Source organism: Stenotrophomonas sp. Ste86, assembly GCF_024519465.1.
In the GTDB taxonomy this organism is placed as follows: Bacteria; Pseudomonadota; Gammaproteobacteria; order Xanthomonadales; family Xanthomonadaceae; genus Stenotrophomonas.
Genome location: NZ_JALJRW010000019.1, coordinates 1 through 13,397, shown reverse-complemented (window position 1 = coordinate 13,397; position 13,397 = coordinate 1). Strand labels below are relative to the sequence as shown.

The following is a 13,397-nucleotide window of genomic DNA, read 5'->3' as shown; positions in this document are numbered from 1 at the left end:
ATCACGGGGCCGCCTTGAGGTCATCCAGCGCCAGGTTGAGTGTCATCACGTTGACCCGCGGCTGACCGAACACGCGCCACTGCGGGCCCTGCGTGTTGGCCTTCACCAGTGCAGTCACGCGCTCGGGCGGCAACCCGCGGCTGCGGGCCACGCGGGCGATCTGCAGCTGCGCGGCGGCCGGCGACAGTTCCGGGTCCATGCCCGCGCCGGACTGAGTCACCAGGTCGCTGGGCACCTGCGCGGGAGCCACGCCTTCGCGCGCGGCCACCGCAGCGATGCTGGCCTGTACGCGCTCCTGCAGCGCCGGGTTGGTCCGGGCCAGGTTGCTGCCCGCCGCGGCCATCGGGTCGTAATTGGCGGCCGACGGGCGCGCCTGGAAGTAGCCATCGCCGGTGAACGGCTGCGCGATCAGCTGTGAGCCGCGCACCTGGCCATCGCGTATGAGCAGGCTGCCATCGGCCTGCGCGGGGAACAGCAGCCGGCTGGCACCGGTCGCGGCCAGCGCATAGGCCAGGCCGAGCAGCAGCAGGCTGACCAGCCCCAGCATCAGCGCCGGGCGCCATGCGCCGTGCTGCTGCAGGGTGGCCGCCCGCGCGGCAGGGGCGCGCGCGGCGCGGGGCAGGGAGGTTGCAAGTGAGCGGTTCATGCGCCGAATACCGAGACAAGGAAGAGGTCGATCAACTTGATGGCCGCAAACGGCAGCAGCACGCCGCCGAGGCCGTACACCAGCATGTTCCGGCGCAGCAGCGCGGTGGCCGTGGCCGGGCGGAAGCGCACCCCGCGCAGCGCCAGCGGAATCAGCGCCGGAATCACCAGCGCGTTGAAGATCAGCGCCGCCAGCACCGCATTGCGCGGGCTGGACAGGTGCATCACGTTCAATGCCGCCATGGCCGGCAGGGTGGAGGCGAACAGCGCCGGCAGGATCGCGAAGTACTTGGACACATCGTTGGCCAGCGAGAAGGTGGTCAGCGCACCGCGCGTGATCAGCTGCTGCTTGCCCACTTCCACCACCGCCAGCAGCTTGGCCGGATCCGAATCCAGATCGACCATGTTGCCGGCTTCCTTGGCCGCCTGCGTACCGGAGTTCATCGCCAGGCCGATGTCGGCCTGGGCCAGCGCCGGGGCGTCGTTGGTGCCGTCGCCCACCATCGCCACCAGCCGCCCGCCGGCCTGCTCGGCCCGGATGCGCGCCAGCTTGTCTTCGGGACGTGCCTCGGCGATGTAGTCGTCCACGCCGGCTTCGGCAGCAATGGCGGCGGCCGTGAGCGGGTTGTCGCCGGTGATCATCACCGTGCGGATGCCCATCGCGCGCAGCTGCGCGAACTTCTCGCGCATGCCGTGCTTGACCACGTCCGACAGCTCGATCACGCCCAGCACGTGGCGCCCTTCGCACACCACCAGCGGGGTGGCACCGTTGCGCGCCACCTGCTCCACGCGGCCCGGCAGTTCGGCCGGCACGATGCCGCCCAGCTCACGCACATAGGCGCTGATCGAGTCGGCCGCGCCCTTGCGGATGCGCCGGCCGCCGTCCAGGTCCACGCCGGACATGCGGGTCTGCGCAGAGAAGGCCAGGTAATCGGCGCGGTCCGGCTCGGCGGTGGTGCAGCCTTGTTCGCGCGCCAGGCGCACGATCGATTTGCCTTCCGGGGTCGGGTCGGCCAGCGAGGACAACAGCGCCGCTTCACGCAGCTGCGGCGCGTCGATCCCGGCCAGTGCATGGAAGTGCGTGGCCTGGCGGTCGCCGTAGGTGATGGTGCCGGTCTTGTCCAGCAGCAGCACGTCCACGTCACCGGCCACTTCCACCGCCTTGCCCGACTTGGCCAGCACGTTGGCGGCCAGCGCCCGGTTCATGCCGGCGATGCCGATGGCCGGCAGCAGCCCGCCGATGGTGGTGGGAATCAGGCACACCAACAACGCGATCAGCAGCAGCGGGTCCACCCGCACGCCGACGAACGCACCGATCGCCGGCAGCGTGGCCACCACGATCAGGAAGGTAAGCGTCATCGCGGCCAGCAGCAGGGTCAGCGCGACCTCGTTGGGGGTCTTCTGGCGGTTGGCGCCTTCCACCAGCGCGATCATGCGGTCCAGGAAGCTGTGGCCCGGCTCGGCGGTGATGCGCACGATGATCTGGTCCGACAGCACCTTGGTACCGCCGATTACGCCGCTGCGGTCGGTGCCGGCCTCGCGCAGCACCGGCGCCGATTCACCGGTCACCGCCGCTTCGTTGATGGTGGCCAGGCCCTGCACGATCTCGCCGTCGGCCGGAATCAATTCGCCGGCGCTGACGATCACATGGTCGCCCGGGCGCAGCTCGGCGGCCGGTACCTGGGTCTCGCTGGCCCCGGCATGCGCGGCGGCCAGCCGACGCGCGCTCAGGTCCTGCCGCGCCCGCCGCAGCGAGGCGGCCTGGCCACGCCCGCGCGCCTCGGCCACCGCTTCGGCGAAATTGCCGAACAGCACGGTCAGCAGCAGGATCGCGGTGACCGACAGGCCGAAGCCCAGCGGTGCGTTGCCGCTCAGGGTGACCACCAGGCTGACCACGGTGCCGGCCATCACCACCGCCATCACCGGGCTGTGCAGCAGGTGCCGGGGCGAGAGCTTGATCACCGCATCGCGCAGGGCGCGGCGCCAGCCGGCGGCATCGAGCAGGCGCTGGCGGCGGTGGGAAGAAACGTTCAAGGGATAGGTACTCATGGGGTCACATCTCAATGCAGGGTCAGCGACAGGTGGTCGGCCACCGGGCCCAACACCAGCGCCGGCATGAACTGCAATACGGTCAGGACGACGACCAGCGCGATCAGGGTCAGCGCGAAGGTCGGGGTTTCGATCTGCAGCGTGCCGGCCGATTCCGGGGCGCGCCGTTTGGCGGCCAGTTGCGCGGCCACGACCAGCGGGATGATCAGCACCGGGTAGCGGCCCAGCAGCAGCACCAAGGTGCAGCTCAGGTTCCACCACGGGGTGGCGTCGCCCAGGCCTTCAAAGCCCGAGCCGTTGTTGGCAAACGCCGACACGTACTCGTAGAACACCTGGCTGATGCCGTGGAAGCCGGGATTGGACGTGCCGGTGATCGCCGGGATCGCCAGGGTCACCGCAGTGAAGCCCAGGATGGTGATCGGCTGCAGCAGCACCAGCAGCGCCAGCAGTCGGACCTGCGGGGTTTCCAGCTTGCGCCCGAGCAGTTCCGGGGTACGCCCGGTCATCAACCCGGCCAAGAACACGCCCAGCATCAGGTACACGATGAACTGCTGCAGGCCGCAGCCGATGCCGCCCCAGATTGCGTTGACCAGCATGTTGATCATCGGCACCGCCCCGGCCAGCGGGCTGAGCGAGTCATGCATGCCGTTGACCGAGCCGTTGGACACCTGGGTGGTGATCGCCGCCCACAGGCCGGTGCCATCGGCGCCGATGCGCACTTCCTTGCCTTCCATCAGCAGCGGGCTGGCCGCCGTGGCCGAATGGCCTTCCAGCCATACCGTGGCCGCCACCGACACGCTGGACATCGCCAGCATGCAGCCGAACACCAGCCCGGCCAGGCGCCTGCGTCCGGTGAACGCGCCCAGCATGAAGATCACTGCGATCGGGATCAGCAGGATGCCGATCAGTTCCAGGGCGTTGGACAACGGCGTCGGGTTTTCCAGCGGCATCGAACTGTTGGGGCCATACCAGCCACCGCCATTGGTGCCCAGCTGCTTGGCCGCGACCATCGCCGCGACCGGGCCCAGCGGCAGTTTCTGCGTGTCCATGCCGGCGGCCGCATCGATCGGCGTCGCCTGCGGGCCGGCGGCCAGCGTCGAGGGCACGCCCTGGCTGGTCAGCAGCACCGCCCACAACAGGCACAGCGGCAGCATGAAGCGCACGCACGCGCGCACCACGTCGGCGTAGTAGTTGCCCACGTCCACGCGGCGGTCCGCGCTGAGCTGCGCGGACTGTGCGGCGTCCACGTCGTCCGGACGCGCACCGAACAGCGCACGCAGCGTGGCCACCACCAGCGCCAGGCCCATCATCGGCGTCACCACCTGCAGGCCGGTGATGGCGGTCATCTGCGAGAAGTAGGACAGCTGCGCCTGGCCGGAATAGTGCTGCTGGTTGGTGTTGGTCAGGAACGACACCATCGTGTGCAGCGCCGTGTCCCAGCGCATGTTGGGGATCTGGTCGGGATTGAACGGCAGCCAGGCCTGGGTCATGAAGACCGCCTGCACCAGCGCCGCGATCACCACGTTGCTGAGCAGGAAGGCCATCACATAGCCACGCCAGGACATGCCGCGCGCCGGGTTCACCCCCAGCAGCCGGTACAGGGGCTTTTCAATCAGCCCGAACAGCGCATCGCCTCGCATCGGCGCACCGCGCATCACCCGGGCCAGGTACAGCCCAAGCGGAAAGGCCAGCACGATGCTGGCCAGCAGGATCAACAGGATCTCGGTCATGGTCGGCTCCGGTCAGAACGCTTCGGGCCGAAGCACGACGTACAGCAGATAGGCGGCGGCGACGAGCACCAGCACGCCACACACCAGGGAAAGCCAGGCAGGCATGGTCGTGGCCTCAAACGCAGGAAAGGAGGGCGGCGGTGCAGGGCGCACCGGCGGCAGGGAACACAGGCAGATACAGGCTCATGGGACGTCCAGGTGGAACCACTCCACGTCAGGCGCCCATCGTCTGCCTGCCCGGCATAAAGGGGCCACGCCCAGCACCACGCCCAAGCGTAAAAAGTGCATAAACAAACGTAGAGCCGACCGTTGGTCGGCTGCCCCCGCTGACCTGCCTTCCGGTAGTGCCGGCCGCTGGCCGGCTCCTCATGACCCTGGCCCGATGTACGGCGAGCCGGCCAGCGGCCGGCACTACCCGTCCGGGCCACGCGCACAAAAAAGGCGGCCATCCGGCCGCCTCTCACTCCAACAACGTCCGCCAGCTCACGCCCGCGGATCGGTCCCCACGCCCTTCAACAACCGATACCGCTGCAGGGTCTCCTCGATCTCCACATCCAAGGCCTTGCGCTGCGCTTCGAAGGAGGCCTGCATGCGCCGCTGCGCCACCAGTTCGGCATGGCGCTGCTGGATGCTCTGGGCCTGCTTCTCAGCCACCGGCTTGCCAGCCAGTTCGCGGTCGCCGGCGGTGCCCAGCAGGCTCACCAGTGCATCGCGCAGGCTGGCCACGTTGTAGCGCGCGGTCTGCACGTTGTTGTCGATGATGCCGGTGCGCTCGATGAACACCCGGCGCAGGTCATCTTCGTTCTCGTAGGTGGACAGCATCGCCTGCTCGGTGCGCTTGCGGGTTTCGTCCGCAGCCAGGTCGAGCTGGCGCTGCGCGGCCACCACCGCCGCATCCGCGCGCTCTTCCTCGGTCAACGTGCGCTCCACCTCACCACGTCGCAGCCCGCTGGCCGCGCTGAATTCCTCCCGCGCGCTGTTGACCGCATCCTGCGGCAGCGTATCGCTGCAGATCCGCTCGGCGCCCTTGTTCCAGCAGTACAGCTTCTTGGCTTTCGGCTCGTTCTTGCCGCGCTGGGCCTGGGCCGACAGCGACGGCGCGGCCAGCAGCAGGCCGATCAGAATGGTGGTGGCAATCCGGCTGGACATGGTTGGCGAGCCCCCTGCTCTCAACGCGTAGGACGGCTGCCGTAGCGGGACCGATAGTCCTCCAGCGGCTGCCGGTATCCGACAAGTTCCGGATTTCCGGAGGCAAAATCAAGCAGGTCGGCCAGCGTGGCCACCGCCACCACCGGAATCCCGGCCTCTTCGGCCACCGACTGGGCCGCTGAGCGGCGGTCGTTTTCCGAGGCGATCTCCTGGCGATCCAGCGCCACCACGATGCCGGCCGGGGTGCCGCCGGCGTCCTTGATGATGGTCAGCGCCTCGCGGATGGCGGTACCGGCGGTGATCACGTCATCGACGATCAGCACGCGCTTGCCATTCATGTCTGCGCCGATCAGGTTGCCGCCTTCGCCGTGGGCCTTGGCTTCCTTGCGGTTGAACGACAGCGGCAGGTCGCGCCCACGCTGGGCGAACTCGCAGGCGGTCGCGGTGGCCAGCGGGATGCCCTTGTAGGCCGGGCCGAACACGACGTCGAACTTCAGCCCGGTGGCCTCCACCGCATCGGCGTAGCAGGCGGCCAGCTGGACCATGCGCGCGCCCGAATCGAAGCGGCCGGCATTGAAGAAATAGGGGCTCAGGCGGCCCGACTTGAGGGTGAACTGGCCAAAACGCAGGGCGTCGGCGGTCAGGGCCAGTTGCAGGAAACGGTGGCGATGGTCGCTCATCAGGACTCTATTCAATTCATTTGGACCGCAAATCCTAATGCATGGGGGCTTTTTTCGCCCTCAAACCGCCTTCTGCCGCGCCGCGCAGCATTTCCCGGCCCTCCCCAAGGGCTGGCACCGGCGGCGCATCCCGGCGAGCCGTGGCGGGGTCTTCCCGGTATGCTTTCCCGGTTACCGCTCCAGACCCGGGTCAGCATGCGCATCATCAGTTTCAACGCCAACGGCATCCGTTCCGCCGCCACCAAAGGCTTCCTCGACTGGTTCCGCGCCCAGGACGCCGACGTGCTCTGCATCCAGGAAACCAAGGCCCAGGAAGACCAGCTGACCGACCCGATGTTCCGTCCGTACGGCCACCACTGCTTCTACCGCGACGCCATCACCAAGAAGGGCTACAGCGGCGTGGCCATCTACAGCAAGCGCGAGCCCGACCAGGTCATCACCTCGCTGGGCTGGGCCCCGTTCGACGATGAAGGCCGCTACATCGAGGCCCGCTTCGGCAACCTCAGCGTGGTCTCCTTCTATATTCCGTCGGGGAGTTCGGGCGACCTGCGCCAGGGCTTCAAGTACGAAGTGATGGAGTGGCTGCGCCCGATCCTGGCGGAGTGGCTGGCCAGCGGCCGCGACTACGTCCTGTGCGGCGACTGGAACATCGTGCGCTCGGCGCTGGACATCAAGAACTGGAAGTCCAATCAGAAAAACTCCGGCTGCCTGCCGCCCGAGCGCGACTGGCTCAACGGCCAGTGCGCCGACTCCGGCCAGGCGCTGGACATCGCCGCCGGCCAGGGCTGGACCGACGCCTACCGCCTGCTGCATCCCGAAGGCCAGGATTACACCTGGTGGAGCAACCGCGGCGCGGCCCGGGCCAACAACGTCGGCTGGCGCATCGACTACCAGTTCGTCAGTCCTGGCCTGCGCGATCGCCTGCGCAGCTGCGCGGTCTACCGCGATGAGCGTTTCTCCGACCATGCCCCGTTCACGGTGGACTACGCCCCATGACCGAAGCGGTCGTCAAGCCGCGTCGCCCGTGGCAGCGGGTGCTGGCCAACCTGCGCCAGCGCAAGGTGCTGGCCATGCTGCTGCTGGGCTTCAGTTCCGGCCTGCCGATCTACCTGGTCGGCAACACGCTCGGCTTCTGGATGCGCAAGGAAGGCATCGAGCTGACCACCATCGGCTTCCTGTCGTGGGTGGGCCTGGCCTACTCGATGAAGTTCCTGTGGGCCCCACTGGTGGACAAGGTCAACGCGCCGCTGCTGGGGCGCTTCGGCCGCCGCCGTGGCTGGATGCTGTTGTCCCAGCTGGTGGTGGCCGTGGCGCTGGTGGGCATGGCGCTGGTCCAGCCCAAGGGCGGCCATTTCGTCTTCCTGGGCATCGCCTGGGAGCACCTGGTGGTGTTCGGGGTGATGGCCACCGTGGTGGCCTTCGCCTCGGCCACCCAGGACATCGTCATCGATGCCTGGCGCATCGAAATCGCCGAGAACAGTGAACAGCTCGGCCTGCTGACCTCCTCGGCCGCGCTGGGCTATCGCACCGCGCTGCTGGTCACCGATGCGCTGATCCTGCTGATCGCCGCGCGGGTGGGCTGGCAGATGTCCTACGAAATCATGGCCGGCCTGATGGCACTCGGCGTGGTGGCGGTGGTGATGGCCCGGGAGCCGGCGCGCGCGCAGCTGGCCGTGCAGACCCAGGCCGCCCCGCTGTGGACGCCACGCGGTCTGTTCGATGCACTGGTGGGGCCGTTCGTGGCCTTCGTGCGCGAACACCGCAGCGGCGCGATCCTGATCCTGCTGGCCATCAGCGTCTATCGCATGGCCGATTTCATCATGGGTCCGATGGCCAATCCGTTCTACGTGGATCTGGGCCTGGCCGAAGAGACCGTCGGCGCGGTGCGCGGCTCGGTCGGGCTGGTGGCCACCTTCATCGGCATCGCCGCGGCCGGCCTGGTGTCGGTGCGCTGGGGCGTGCTCACCACGTTGCTGGTCGGCGCGGTGCTTGGCCCGGCGTCCAACCTCGCCTTTGCCTGGCTGGCCTATGTCGGCCCGGACCCGACCAGCTTCGCCATCGCCATGGCCATCGACAACATCTCCGGCGGCTTCGCCGGCACGGCGTTGATCGCCTACATGTCCAGCCTGACCAGCATCGGCTACACCGCCACCCAGTACGCCTTGCTGAGCTCGTTCTATGCGATGCCCGGCAAGGCATTGAAAGGGCTCTCCGGCTGGGCGGTGCAATCGTTGGCCCAGGGCCGCACCCTGCTGGACGGGTATGCGCTGTTCTTCACCGGCACCGCATTGATCGGCATCCCGGTGGTGATCCTGTGTGCCTTGTTGATCCGTCAGCAGCGCCGACACGCCCCGCCAGCCTGACCCAGGTTGCCCGCCGCGCCGCGCTGGGCCATGATCACCCCCGTTGTGCCGTGGGGGCGGTGCTTGCCAACGGGGGAGAACAATGGTCGATCTGCTGCTGCGGGATCTGGACCCGCTGTTGAACGAACGCATCCGGCGCGTGGCGGTCGCGCGCGGCTGGACCCGTGAACACACCTGCGTGGTGCTGCTCGAACAGGGCCTGTTCGCCAGCGAACTCGAAGTACGCAGCGGCTTCCAGAATCCCGAAGTGGACGCCCTGGCCGATGCCATCGCCGCATTGCAGGCATTGCCGGACGCCCAAGGGGTGTAGCGCAGGGCACTGGCGACCATCCCGAGCGTAGAGGGATCGGCAGGCGCGGATAGCGCCGCGCTGCGCGGTTGCCGAGCATGGCTCGGCTGCCCTTGCCCCGGTAGAGCCGAGCCATGCTCGGCTGCTCTTGCTCTTGCTCTTGCCCTTGCCCTTGCTCTTGCTCTTCCCCTACGCCGGATGTATCGCCCCCAGAATCCGCGGCCCCCGCGCCCCGCTCACGCTCGGCAGATTCCCCGGCAAGCCGTCCAGCGTCCGCTGCGCCAGCCACGCAAACCCCATCGCCTCCAGATAATCCGGGTCCAACCCGTGCACCGCACTGGATTGGATCACCACCCCAGGCAACCGCGCGCCCAACCGGCGCAGCAGCTGTGAATTACGCACCCCACCGCCGCACACCAGCACCCGCTTCGCCTCGGGCAGGTGCGCCAGCAAGGCGTTGGCTACCGTCGCCGCCGTGAGCTCCATCAGCGTGGCCTGCACATCGGCCGCCGCCAGCTCGCCTTCGCCCAGTGCCTGCTCGGCCCAGTCCAGGTGGAACTGCTCGCGCCCGGTACTCTTCGGCGGCGGCAACGCAAACCACGGCTCGGCCAGCCAGCGCGCCAGCAACGCCTCGTCGAAGGTCCCACTGGCCGCAAACGCCCCGTCTGCATCGAATGGCACGCCCCGGTGGCGCTGGCACCACGCATCCATCAGTGCATTGGCCGGGCCGGTGTCGAAGCCGCGTGGCACGCCATCGCGGGGAATCAGGGTCAGGTTGCCGATGCCACCCAGGTTGAGAATCGCGCGATCCTCATCGGTGGTGCCCAGCATCGCCAGGTGGAAGGCCGGCATCAGCGGTGCGCCGTGCCCGCCTGCAGCCACATCGCGGCGGCGGAAATCGGCCACGGTGGTGATCCCGGTGGCCTCGGCGATCCGGTTGGCGTCGCCCAGCTGCATCGTGAACGCCGGATCGGCCAACGGCCGGTGGCGCACGGTCTGCCCGTGCGAGCCGATCGCGCGCACCTGGGCACGATCCACCCCGCTCAGCCGCAGCAGCGCATTGGCCGCCTCGGCAAAGCGCAGCCCCACTTCGGCATCGATCCGGCCCAGCGCATCCAGCGAGGCGATGTCGCCGCCTTCGCCGAGTGCGATCAGCTCCGCACGCAGCGCCGGATCCCACGGGTGGGTGTGGCCGTGCACGAAGCGGCAGCCGCCCTCGGCGGGAAACTGCACCAGCGCGGCATCGATGCCATCGGCGCTGGTGCCGGACATCAAGCCAATGAAGAGCGGGCTATGCGGATCAACGACAGCGGTCATGGCAGGCAGTCAAAGCGGGTTGCGTCCAGCTTCGGCGCAACCCGTCATCGCCGTCAATGCGCACGTACCCGCGCGCTGGCCGCCGCGATCAGCCGCGGTTGCGCCTGGCCGGCTTGGCCACGCTGGCGGTCTGGGTCTGCGCCTGGGTGTCGGCCGGGGCCACCTGCGGGGCCGGGCTGGCTTCGGCATAGATCAGCTTCTCCATGCCCTGGATGCGCGCCAGCGCCGGCGCGGTCTGCGCGCGGAAGGCAGCCAGCTCGTTGCCACGCAGCGGCTCCGGCGGCGGCATCGTCACCGACAGCGGATTGCGGTGCTCGCCGTTGACGCGGAATTCGTAGTGCAGGTGCGGGCCGGTGGCCATGCCGGTCGAGCCGACATAGCCGATCACCGTGCCCTGGGCCACGCGCTGGCCGACCTTGATCGAGCCAAAGCGCGACATGTGCCCGTACAGCGTGGTGTGGCCGCGGCCATGGTCCAGGATCACCACGTTGCCGTAGCCACGCTGGGTACCGGCAAACTGCACGCGCGCATCGCCGGCGGCCATGATCGGGGTGCCGGTGCGCGCGGCGTAGTCCACGCCCTTGTGCATGCGCATCTTGCCCAGCACCGGGTGCTTGCGCGCGCCGAAGCTGGAGCTCAACCGCGCGAACGGGATCGGCATGCGGATGAAGCTCTTCTTCAGCGGTCGCCCGCTCACGTCGAAGTACTCGGACTTGCCGTTGCGGTCGAAGCGGAAGCCGCTGTAGGTCTTGCCGCCGGAAGTGAAGGTCGCCGCCAGGATCTTGCTGGTATCCACCTTCTCGCCTTCGCGCCAGGTTTCATCCAGCACCACGCTGAAGCGATCGCCCGGCTGCAGGTCCTTGGAGAAGTCGATGTCGTACTTGAAGATATCGTCGGTCATCGTGGCGATCGCCGACGGCGACAGCCCGGCCTTCCGCGCGGCCGCATACAACGAACTGGTGATCTCGCCGCTGGCGACGATGCGGCGGGTCGACGACTCGCGCTTGATCACCTTCTCGGTGATCTGGTCATCCTTCAGCGACAGCTCGACGCGGTTGTCGGCATCGCGGTCGAAGCGGATCGTGCGCAGGTCGCCGGACAGCGGCAGGTCGAAGGCGATCTCCGCGCCGGGGCGCAGCTTGGTCAACGCCGCGCGCGCGCCGGGGTGCTCCAGCACCTGGTGCATCACCGTGGCCGGAATGCCGGCCTCGTCGAACAGGTTGCTCAGGGTCTGGCCGCGCTGCACCCGCAGCACCTGCCAGCTGTCACCGGGCACCTGCTTCTGCCGCTCCAGCGACAGCGGCGGCAACGGCAGGGCCAGGGTGGAATGGCCGACGGAGTAGGGCGTTTCGATGGTGTGCGAGAAGCCCGGCACGATCGTGGCCACCAGCGCGCCGATGGTGGCGAACAGGCTGGCGTGCATCCAGTGCCGGCGCGTCCAGCGCTCGTTGAACGCGGCGGGAAGATGCTGCTTGAGCTTCCGATGCAGGGCGGTGTCGTGGAGGACGTGGAGACGTTCCTTGAAGCGCTGCTTGCGCGCGCGGCCTTGATCGGAGTTGAGCATCGTCGGTCTGTTCCTGACTGGCCCGGGAGCGCGGGCCCAAACGTCGGTAACATAGACAGGTATAAATACCGCGTCAAACCCTTGTGCCTATTGGCTTTTGTGAAGCGCATGCGGTTAACTTGTACTTAACGTCATTCATGTAAATAAGGCATTGCCGGGAGTTGTCACGTGTCCTCGATTGAAGAAGCCATCGCCCTGATCGGTCGTGGCGCCGACGAAATCCTCAAATCCGAGGAACTTCGCCAGCGCCTGGAAAGCGGCCGCCCGCTGCGGGTCAAGGCTGGTTTCGACCCCACCGCCCCGGACCTGCACCTGGGCCACACCGTGCTGCTCAACAAGCTGCGCCAGTTCCAGGACCTCGGCCACCAGGTCATCTTCCTGATCGGCGACTTCACCGGCATGATCGGCGACCCGTCCGGCAAGAACGTCACCCGCAAGCCGCTCACCAAGGAAGACGTGCTGGCCAACGCGCGTACCTATGAAGACCAGGTCTTCAAGGTGCTGGACCGCGAGAAGACCGAAGTGCGCTTCAATTCGGAGTGGTTCGGCAAGATGGCCGCCGCCGACATGATCCGCCTGGCCGGCCAGCACACCGTGGCGCGCATGCTTGAGCGCGACGACTTCGCCAAGCGCTATGCCGCCCAGCAGTCGATTGCCCTGCATGAGTTCCTTTACCCACTGGTCCAGGGTTACGACTCGGTGGCGCTGGAGGCCGACGTCGAGCTCGGCGGCACCGACCAGAAGTTCAACCTGCTGATGGGCCGTGGACTGCAGGAGCACTACGGGCAGAAGCCGCAGATCGTGCTGACCATGCCACTGCTGGAGGGCCTGGACGGCGTGGCCAAGATGTCCAAGTCGCTCAACAACTACATCGGGATCAATGAGCCGGCCATCGATATGGTCACCAAGACCATGAAGATCGGTGACGACCTGATGTGGCGCTGGATCGAGCTGCTTTCCTTTGATATCAGCCAGGCCGAAGCGGTGAGCCTGCGCGAGCAGGTCCAGGCCGGCGGCCTGAACCCGCGTGAGGTCAAGCTGCGCCTGGCGCGCGAGCTGACCACCCGCTTCCACGATGCCGCGGCGGCCGAACAGGCCATCGCCGGCTGGAACGCCGCCGTGACCGGGCAGGGCGATGTGACCCTGCTGCCGCTACAGGAAGTGGCGATCCCGACCGAGGGTCTGCGTATCGGTGCGTTGTTGACCGCTGCCGGCCTGACCCCGAGCAACTCCGAGGCCTCCCGCAAGCTCAAGGAGCGTGCAGTGAAGGTCGATGGCGAGGTCGTGGACGACGCCCAGCAGGTGTTCGTGCCCGGTTTTGAAGGCCTGCTGCAGGTCGGCAAGCGCACCTTTGCCCGCGTGCTGCTGGTTGGGGCCTAAGCGCCACAAGGGGTTCGGGCGATCCGGACCCCTTCCAGCATGAATGGGAGGGAGGCGACGTGAAAAAATGTCGTCTGCCCCCTTCACAAACGCCCCGGATGGGGACATACTTTCCCTCCCCCGACGCAGGGGCCACCGCAAGGCGGCAACCGCGAAGGATCAGGACCTCAACCACTTCGAAAGAAGGTGTTGACGGAAACGAAAAGCCTGACATAATAGGCGGCTCGCAAC

The 13,397-nt window shown here is 67.8% G+C and carries 12 protein-coding genes; 4 read left to right on the top strand and 8 right to left on the bottom strand.

The features are described 5' to 3' along the window. Position 1: 1 nt before the first annotated feature. From kdpC to pyrE, 6 genes are all read right to left on the bottom strand, one after another. Entirely contained in the window at positions 2–646 is a 645-nt protein-coding gene (kdpC, locus tag NR101_RS15065; RefSeq protein WP_256777505.1) for a potassium-transporting ATPase subunit KdpC, read from the bottom strand. Next, positions 643–2,694 (bottom strand): potassium-transporting ATPase subunit KdpB, encoded by a 2,052-nt coding sequence (kdpB, locus tag NR101_RS15060; protein WP_256777506.1) that lies wholly within the window; start codon positions 2,692–2,694, stop codon positions 643–645. The genes kdpC and kdpB overlap by 4 nt, the downstream gene beginning before the upstream one ends. Positions 2,695–2,705: 11 nt before the next feature. Then, a complete protein-coding gene (gene kdpA / locus NR101_RS15055; RefSeq protein ID WP_256777507.1) occupies positions 2,706–4,424 on the bottom strand; it encodes a potassium-transporting ATPase subunit KdpA in 1,719 nt (572 codons plus the stop codon). Positions 4,425–4,436: 12 nt separating this feature from the next. Beyond that, positions 4,437–4,529 carry a potassium-transporting ATPase subunit F gene (locus tag NR101_RS15050; RefSeq protein WP_017355708.1) on the bottom strand — a complete coding sequence of 31 codons (93 nt, stop codon included), beginning with the start codon at positions 4,527–4,529 and terminating at the stop codon, positions 4,437–4,439. A 378-nt stretch (positions 4,530–4,907) separates the two neighbouring features. Continuing rightward, positions 4,908–5,573, bottom strand: coding sequence for a hypothetical protein (locus NR101_RS15045; protein ID WP_256777508.1), 666 nt, complete (start codon positions 5,571–5,573; stop codon positions 4,908–4,910). 20 nt (positions 5,574–5,593) lie between these two features. Continuing rightward, positions 5,594–6,253 carry an orotate phosphoribosyltransferase gene (gene pyrE / locus NR101_RS15040; protein WP_256777509.1) on the bottom strand — a complete coding sequence of 220 codons (660 nt, stop codon included), beginning with the start codon at positions 6,251–6,253 and terminating at the stop codon, positions 5,594–5,596. A 195-nt stretch (positions 6,254–6,448) separates the two neighbouring features. Between pyrE and NR101_RS15035 the strand changes: the two genes are divergently transcribed. From NR101_RS15035 to NR101_RS15025, 3 genes are all read left to right on the top strand, one after another. After that, complete coding sequence (locus tag NR101_RS15035; RefSeq protein ID WP_256777510.1) at positions 6,449–7,249, top strand: exodeoxyribonuclease III; 801 nt, start codon at positions 6,449–6,451, stop codon at positions 7,247–7,249. Continuing rightward, complete coding sequence (locus NR101_RS15030) at positions 7,246–8,616, top strand: MFS transporter (RefSeq protein WP_256777511.1); 1,371 nt, start codon at positions 7,246–7,248, stop codon at positions 8,614–8,616. Before NR101_RS15035 ends, NR101_RS15030 begins: the two co-directional genes overlap by 4 nt. A gap of 82 nt (positions 8,617–8,698) precedes the next feature. After that, entirely contained in the window at positions 8,699–8,926 is a 228-nt protein-coding gene (locus NR101_RS15025; RefSeq protein WP_256777512.1) for a hypothetical protein, read from the top strand. 168 nt (positions 8,927–9,094) lie between these two features. Here NR101_RS15025 and NR101_RS15020 read toward each other — a convergent pair whose 3' ends face one another. Together NR101_RS15020 and NR101_RS15015 are read right to left on the bottom strand one after the other, a co-directional pair. Then, positions 9,095–10,222 carry an anhydro-N-acetylmuramic acid kinase gene (locus NR101_RS15020; protein WP_256777513.1) on the bottom strand — a complete coding sequence of 376 codons (1,128 nt, stop codon included), beginning with the start codon at positions 10,220–10,222 and terminating at the stop codon, positions 9,095–9,097. An 88-nt stretch (positions 10,223–10,310) separates the two neighbouring features. Then, positions 10,311–11,786, bottom strand: coding sequence for a M23 family metallopeptidase (locus NR101_RS15015; protein WP_256777514.1), 1,476 nt, complete (start codon positions 11,784–11,786; stop codon positions 10,311–10,313). A 168-nt stretch (positions 11,787–11,954) separates the two neighbouring features. Between NR101_RS15015 and tyrS the strand changes: the two genes are divergently transcribed. After that, positions 11,955–13,166: a tyrosine--tRNA ligase gene (gene tyrS, locus NR101_RS15010; protein ID WP_256777515.1), complete on the top strand. Its 1,212-nt coding sequence runs from the start codon at positions 11,955–11,957 to the stop codon at positions 13,164–13,166. The last annotated feature ends 231 nt before the right edge of the window (positions 13,167–13,397 follow it).

Excerpts from the sequence above, each read along its gene's own strand:
- NR101_RS15030 (WP_256777511.1), top strand. The coding sequence starts at position 7,246 with ATGACCGAAGCGGTCGTCAAGCCGCGTCGCCCGTGGCAGCGGGTGCTG.
- kdpC (WP_256777505.1), bottom strand. The coding sequence starts at position 646 with ATGAACCGCTCACTTGCAACCTCCCTGCCCCGCGCCGCGCGCGCCCCT.
- NR101_RS15025 (WP_256777512.1), top strand. The coding sequence starts at position 8,699 with ATGGTCGATCTGCTGCTGCGGGATCTGGACCCGCTGTTGAACGAACGC.
- pyrE (WP_256777509.1), bottom strand. The coding sequence starts at position 6,253 with ATGAGCGACCATCGCCACCGTTTCCTGCAACTGGCCCTGACCGCCGAC.
- kdpA (WP_256777507.1), bottom strand. The coding sequence starts at position 4,424 with ATGACCGAGATCCTGTTGATCCTGCTGGCCAGCATCGTGCTGGCCTTT.
- NR101_RS15035 (WP_256777510.1), top strand. The coding sequence starts at position 6,449 with ATGCGCATCATCAGTTTCAACGCCAACGGCATCCGTTCCGCCGCCACC.
- kdpB (WP_256777506.1), bottom strand. The coding sequence starts at position 2,694 with ATGAGTACCTATCCCTTGAACGTTTCTTCCCACCGCCGCCAGCGCCTG.
- NR101_RS15015 (WP_256777514.1), bottom strand. The coding sequence starts at position 11,786 with ATGCTCAACTCCGATCAAGGCCGCGCGCGCAAGCAGCGCTTCAAGGAA.
- NR101_RS15020 (WP_256777513.1), bottom strand. The coding sequence starts at position 10,222 with ATGACCGCTGTCGTTGATCCGCATAGCCCGCTCTTCATTGGCTTGATG.
- NR101_RS15050 (WP_017355708.1), bottom strand. The coding sequence starts at position 4,529 with ATGCCTGCCTGGCTTTCCCTGGTGTGTGGCGTGCTGGTGCTCGTCGCC.
- NR101_RS15045 (WP_256777508.1), bottom strand. The coding sequence starts at position 5,573 with ATGTCCAGCCGGATTGCCACCACCATTCTGATCGGCCTGCTGCTGGCC.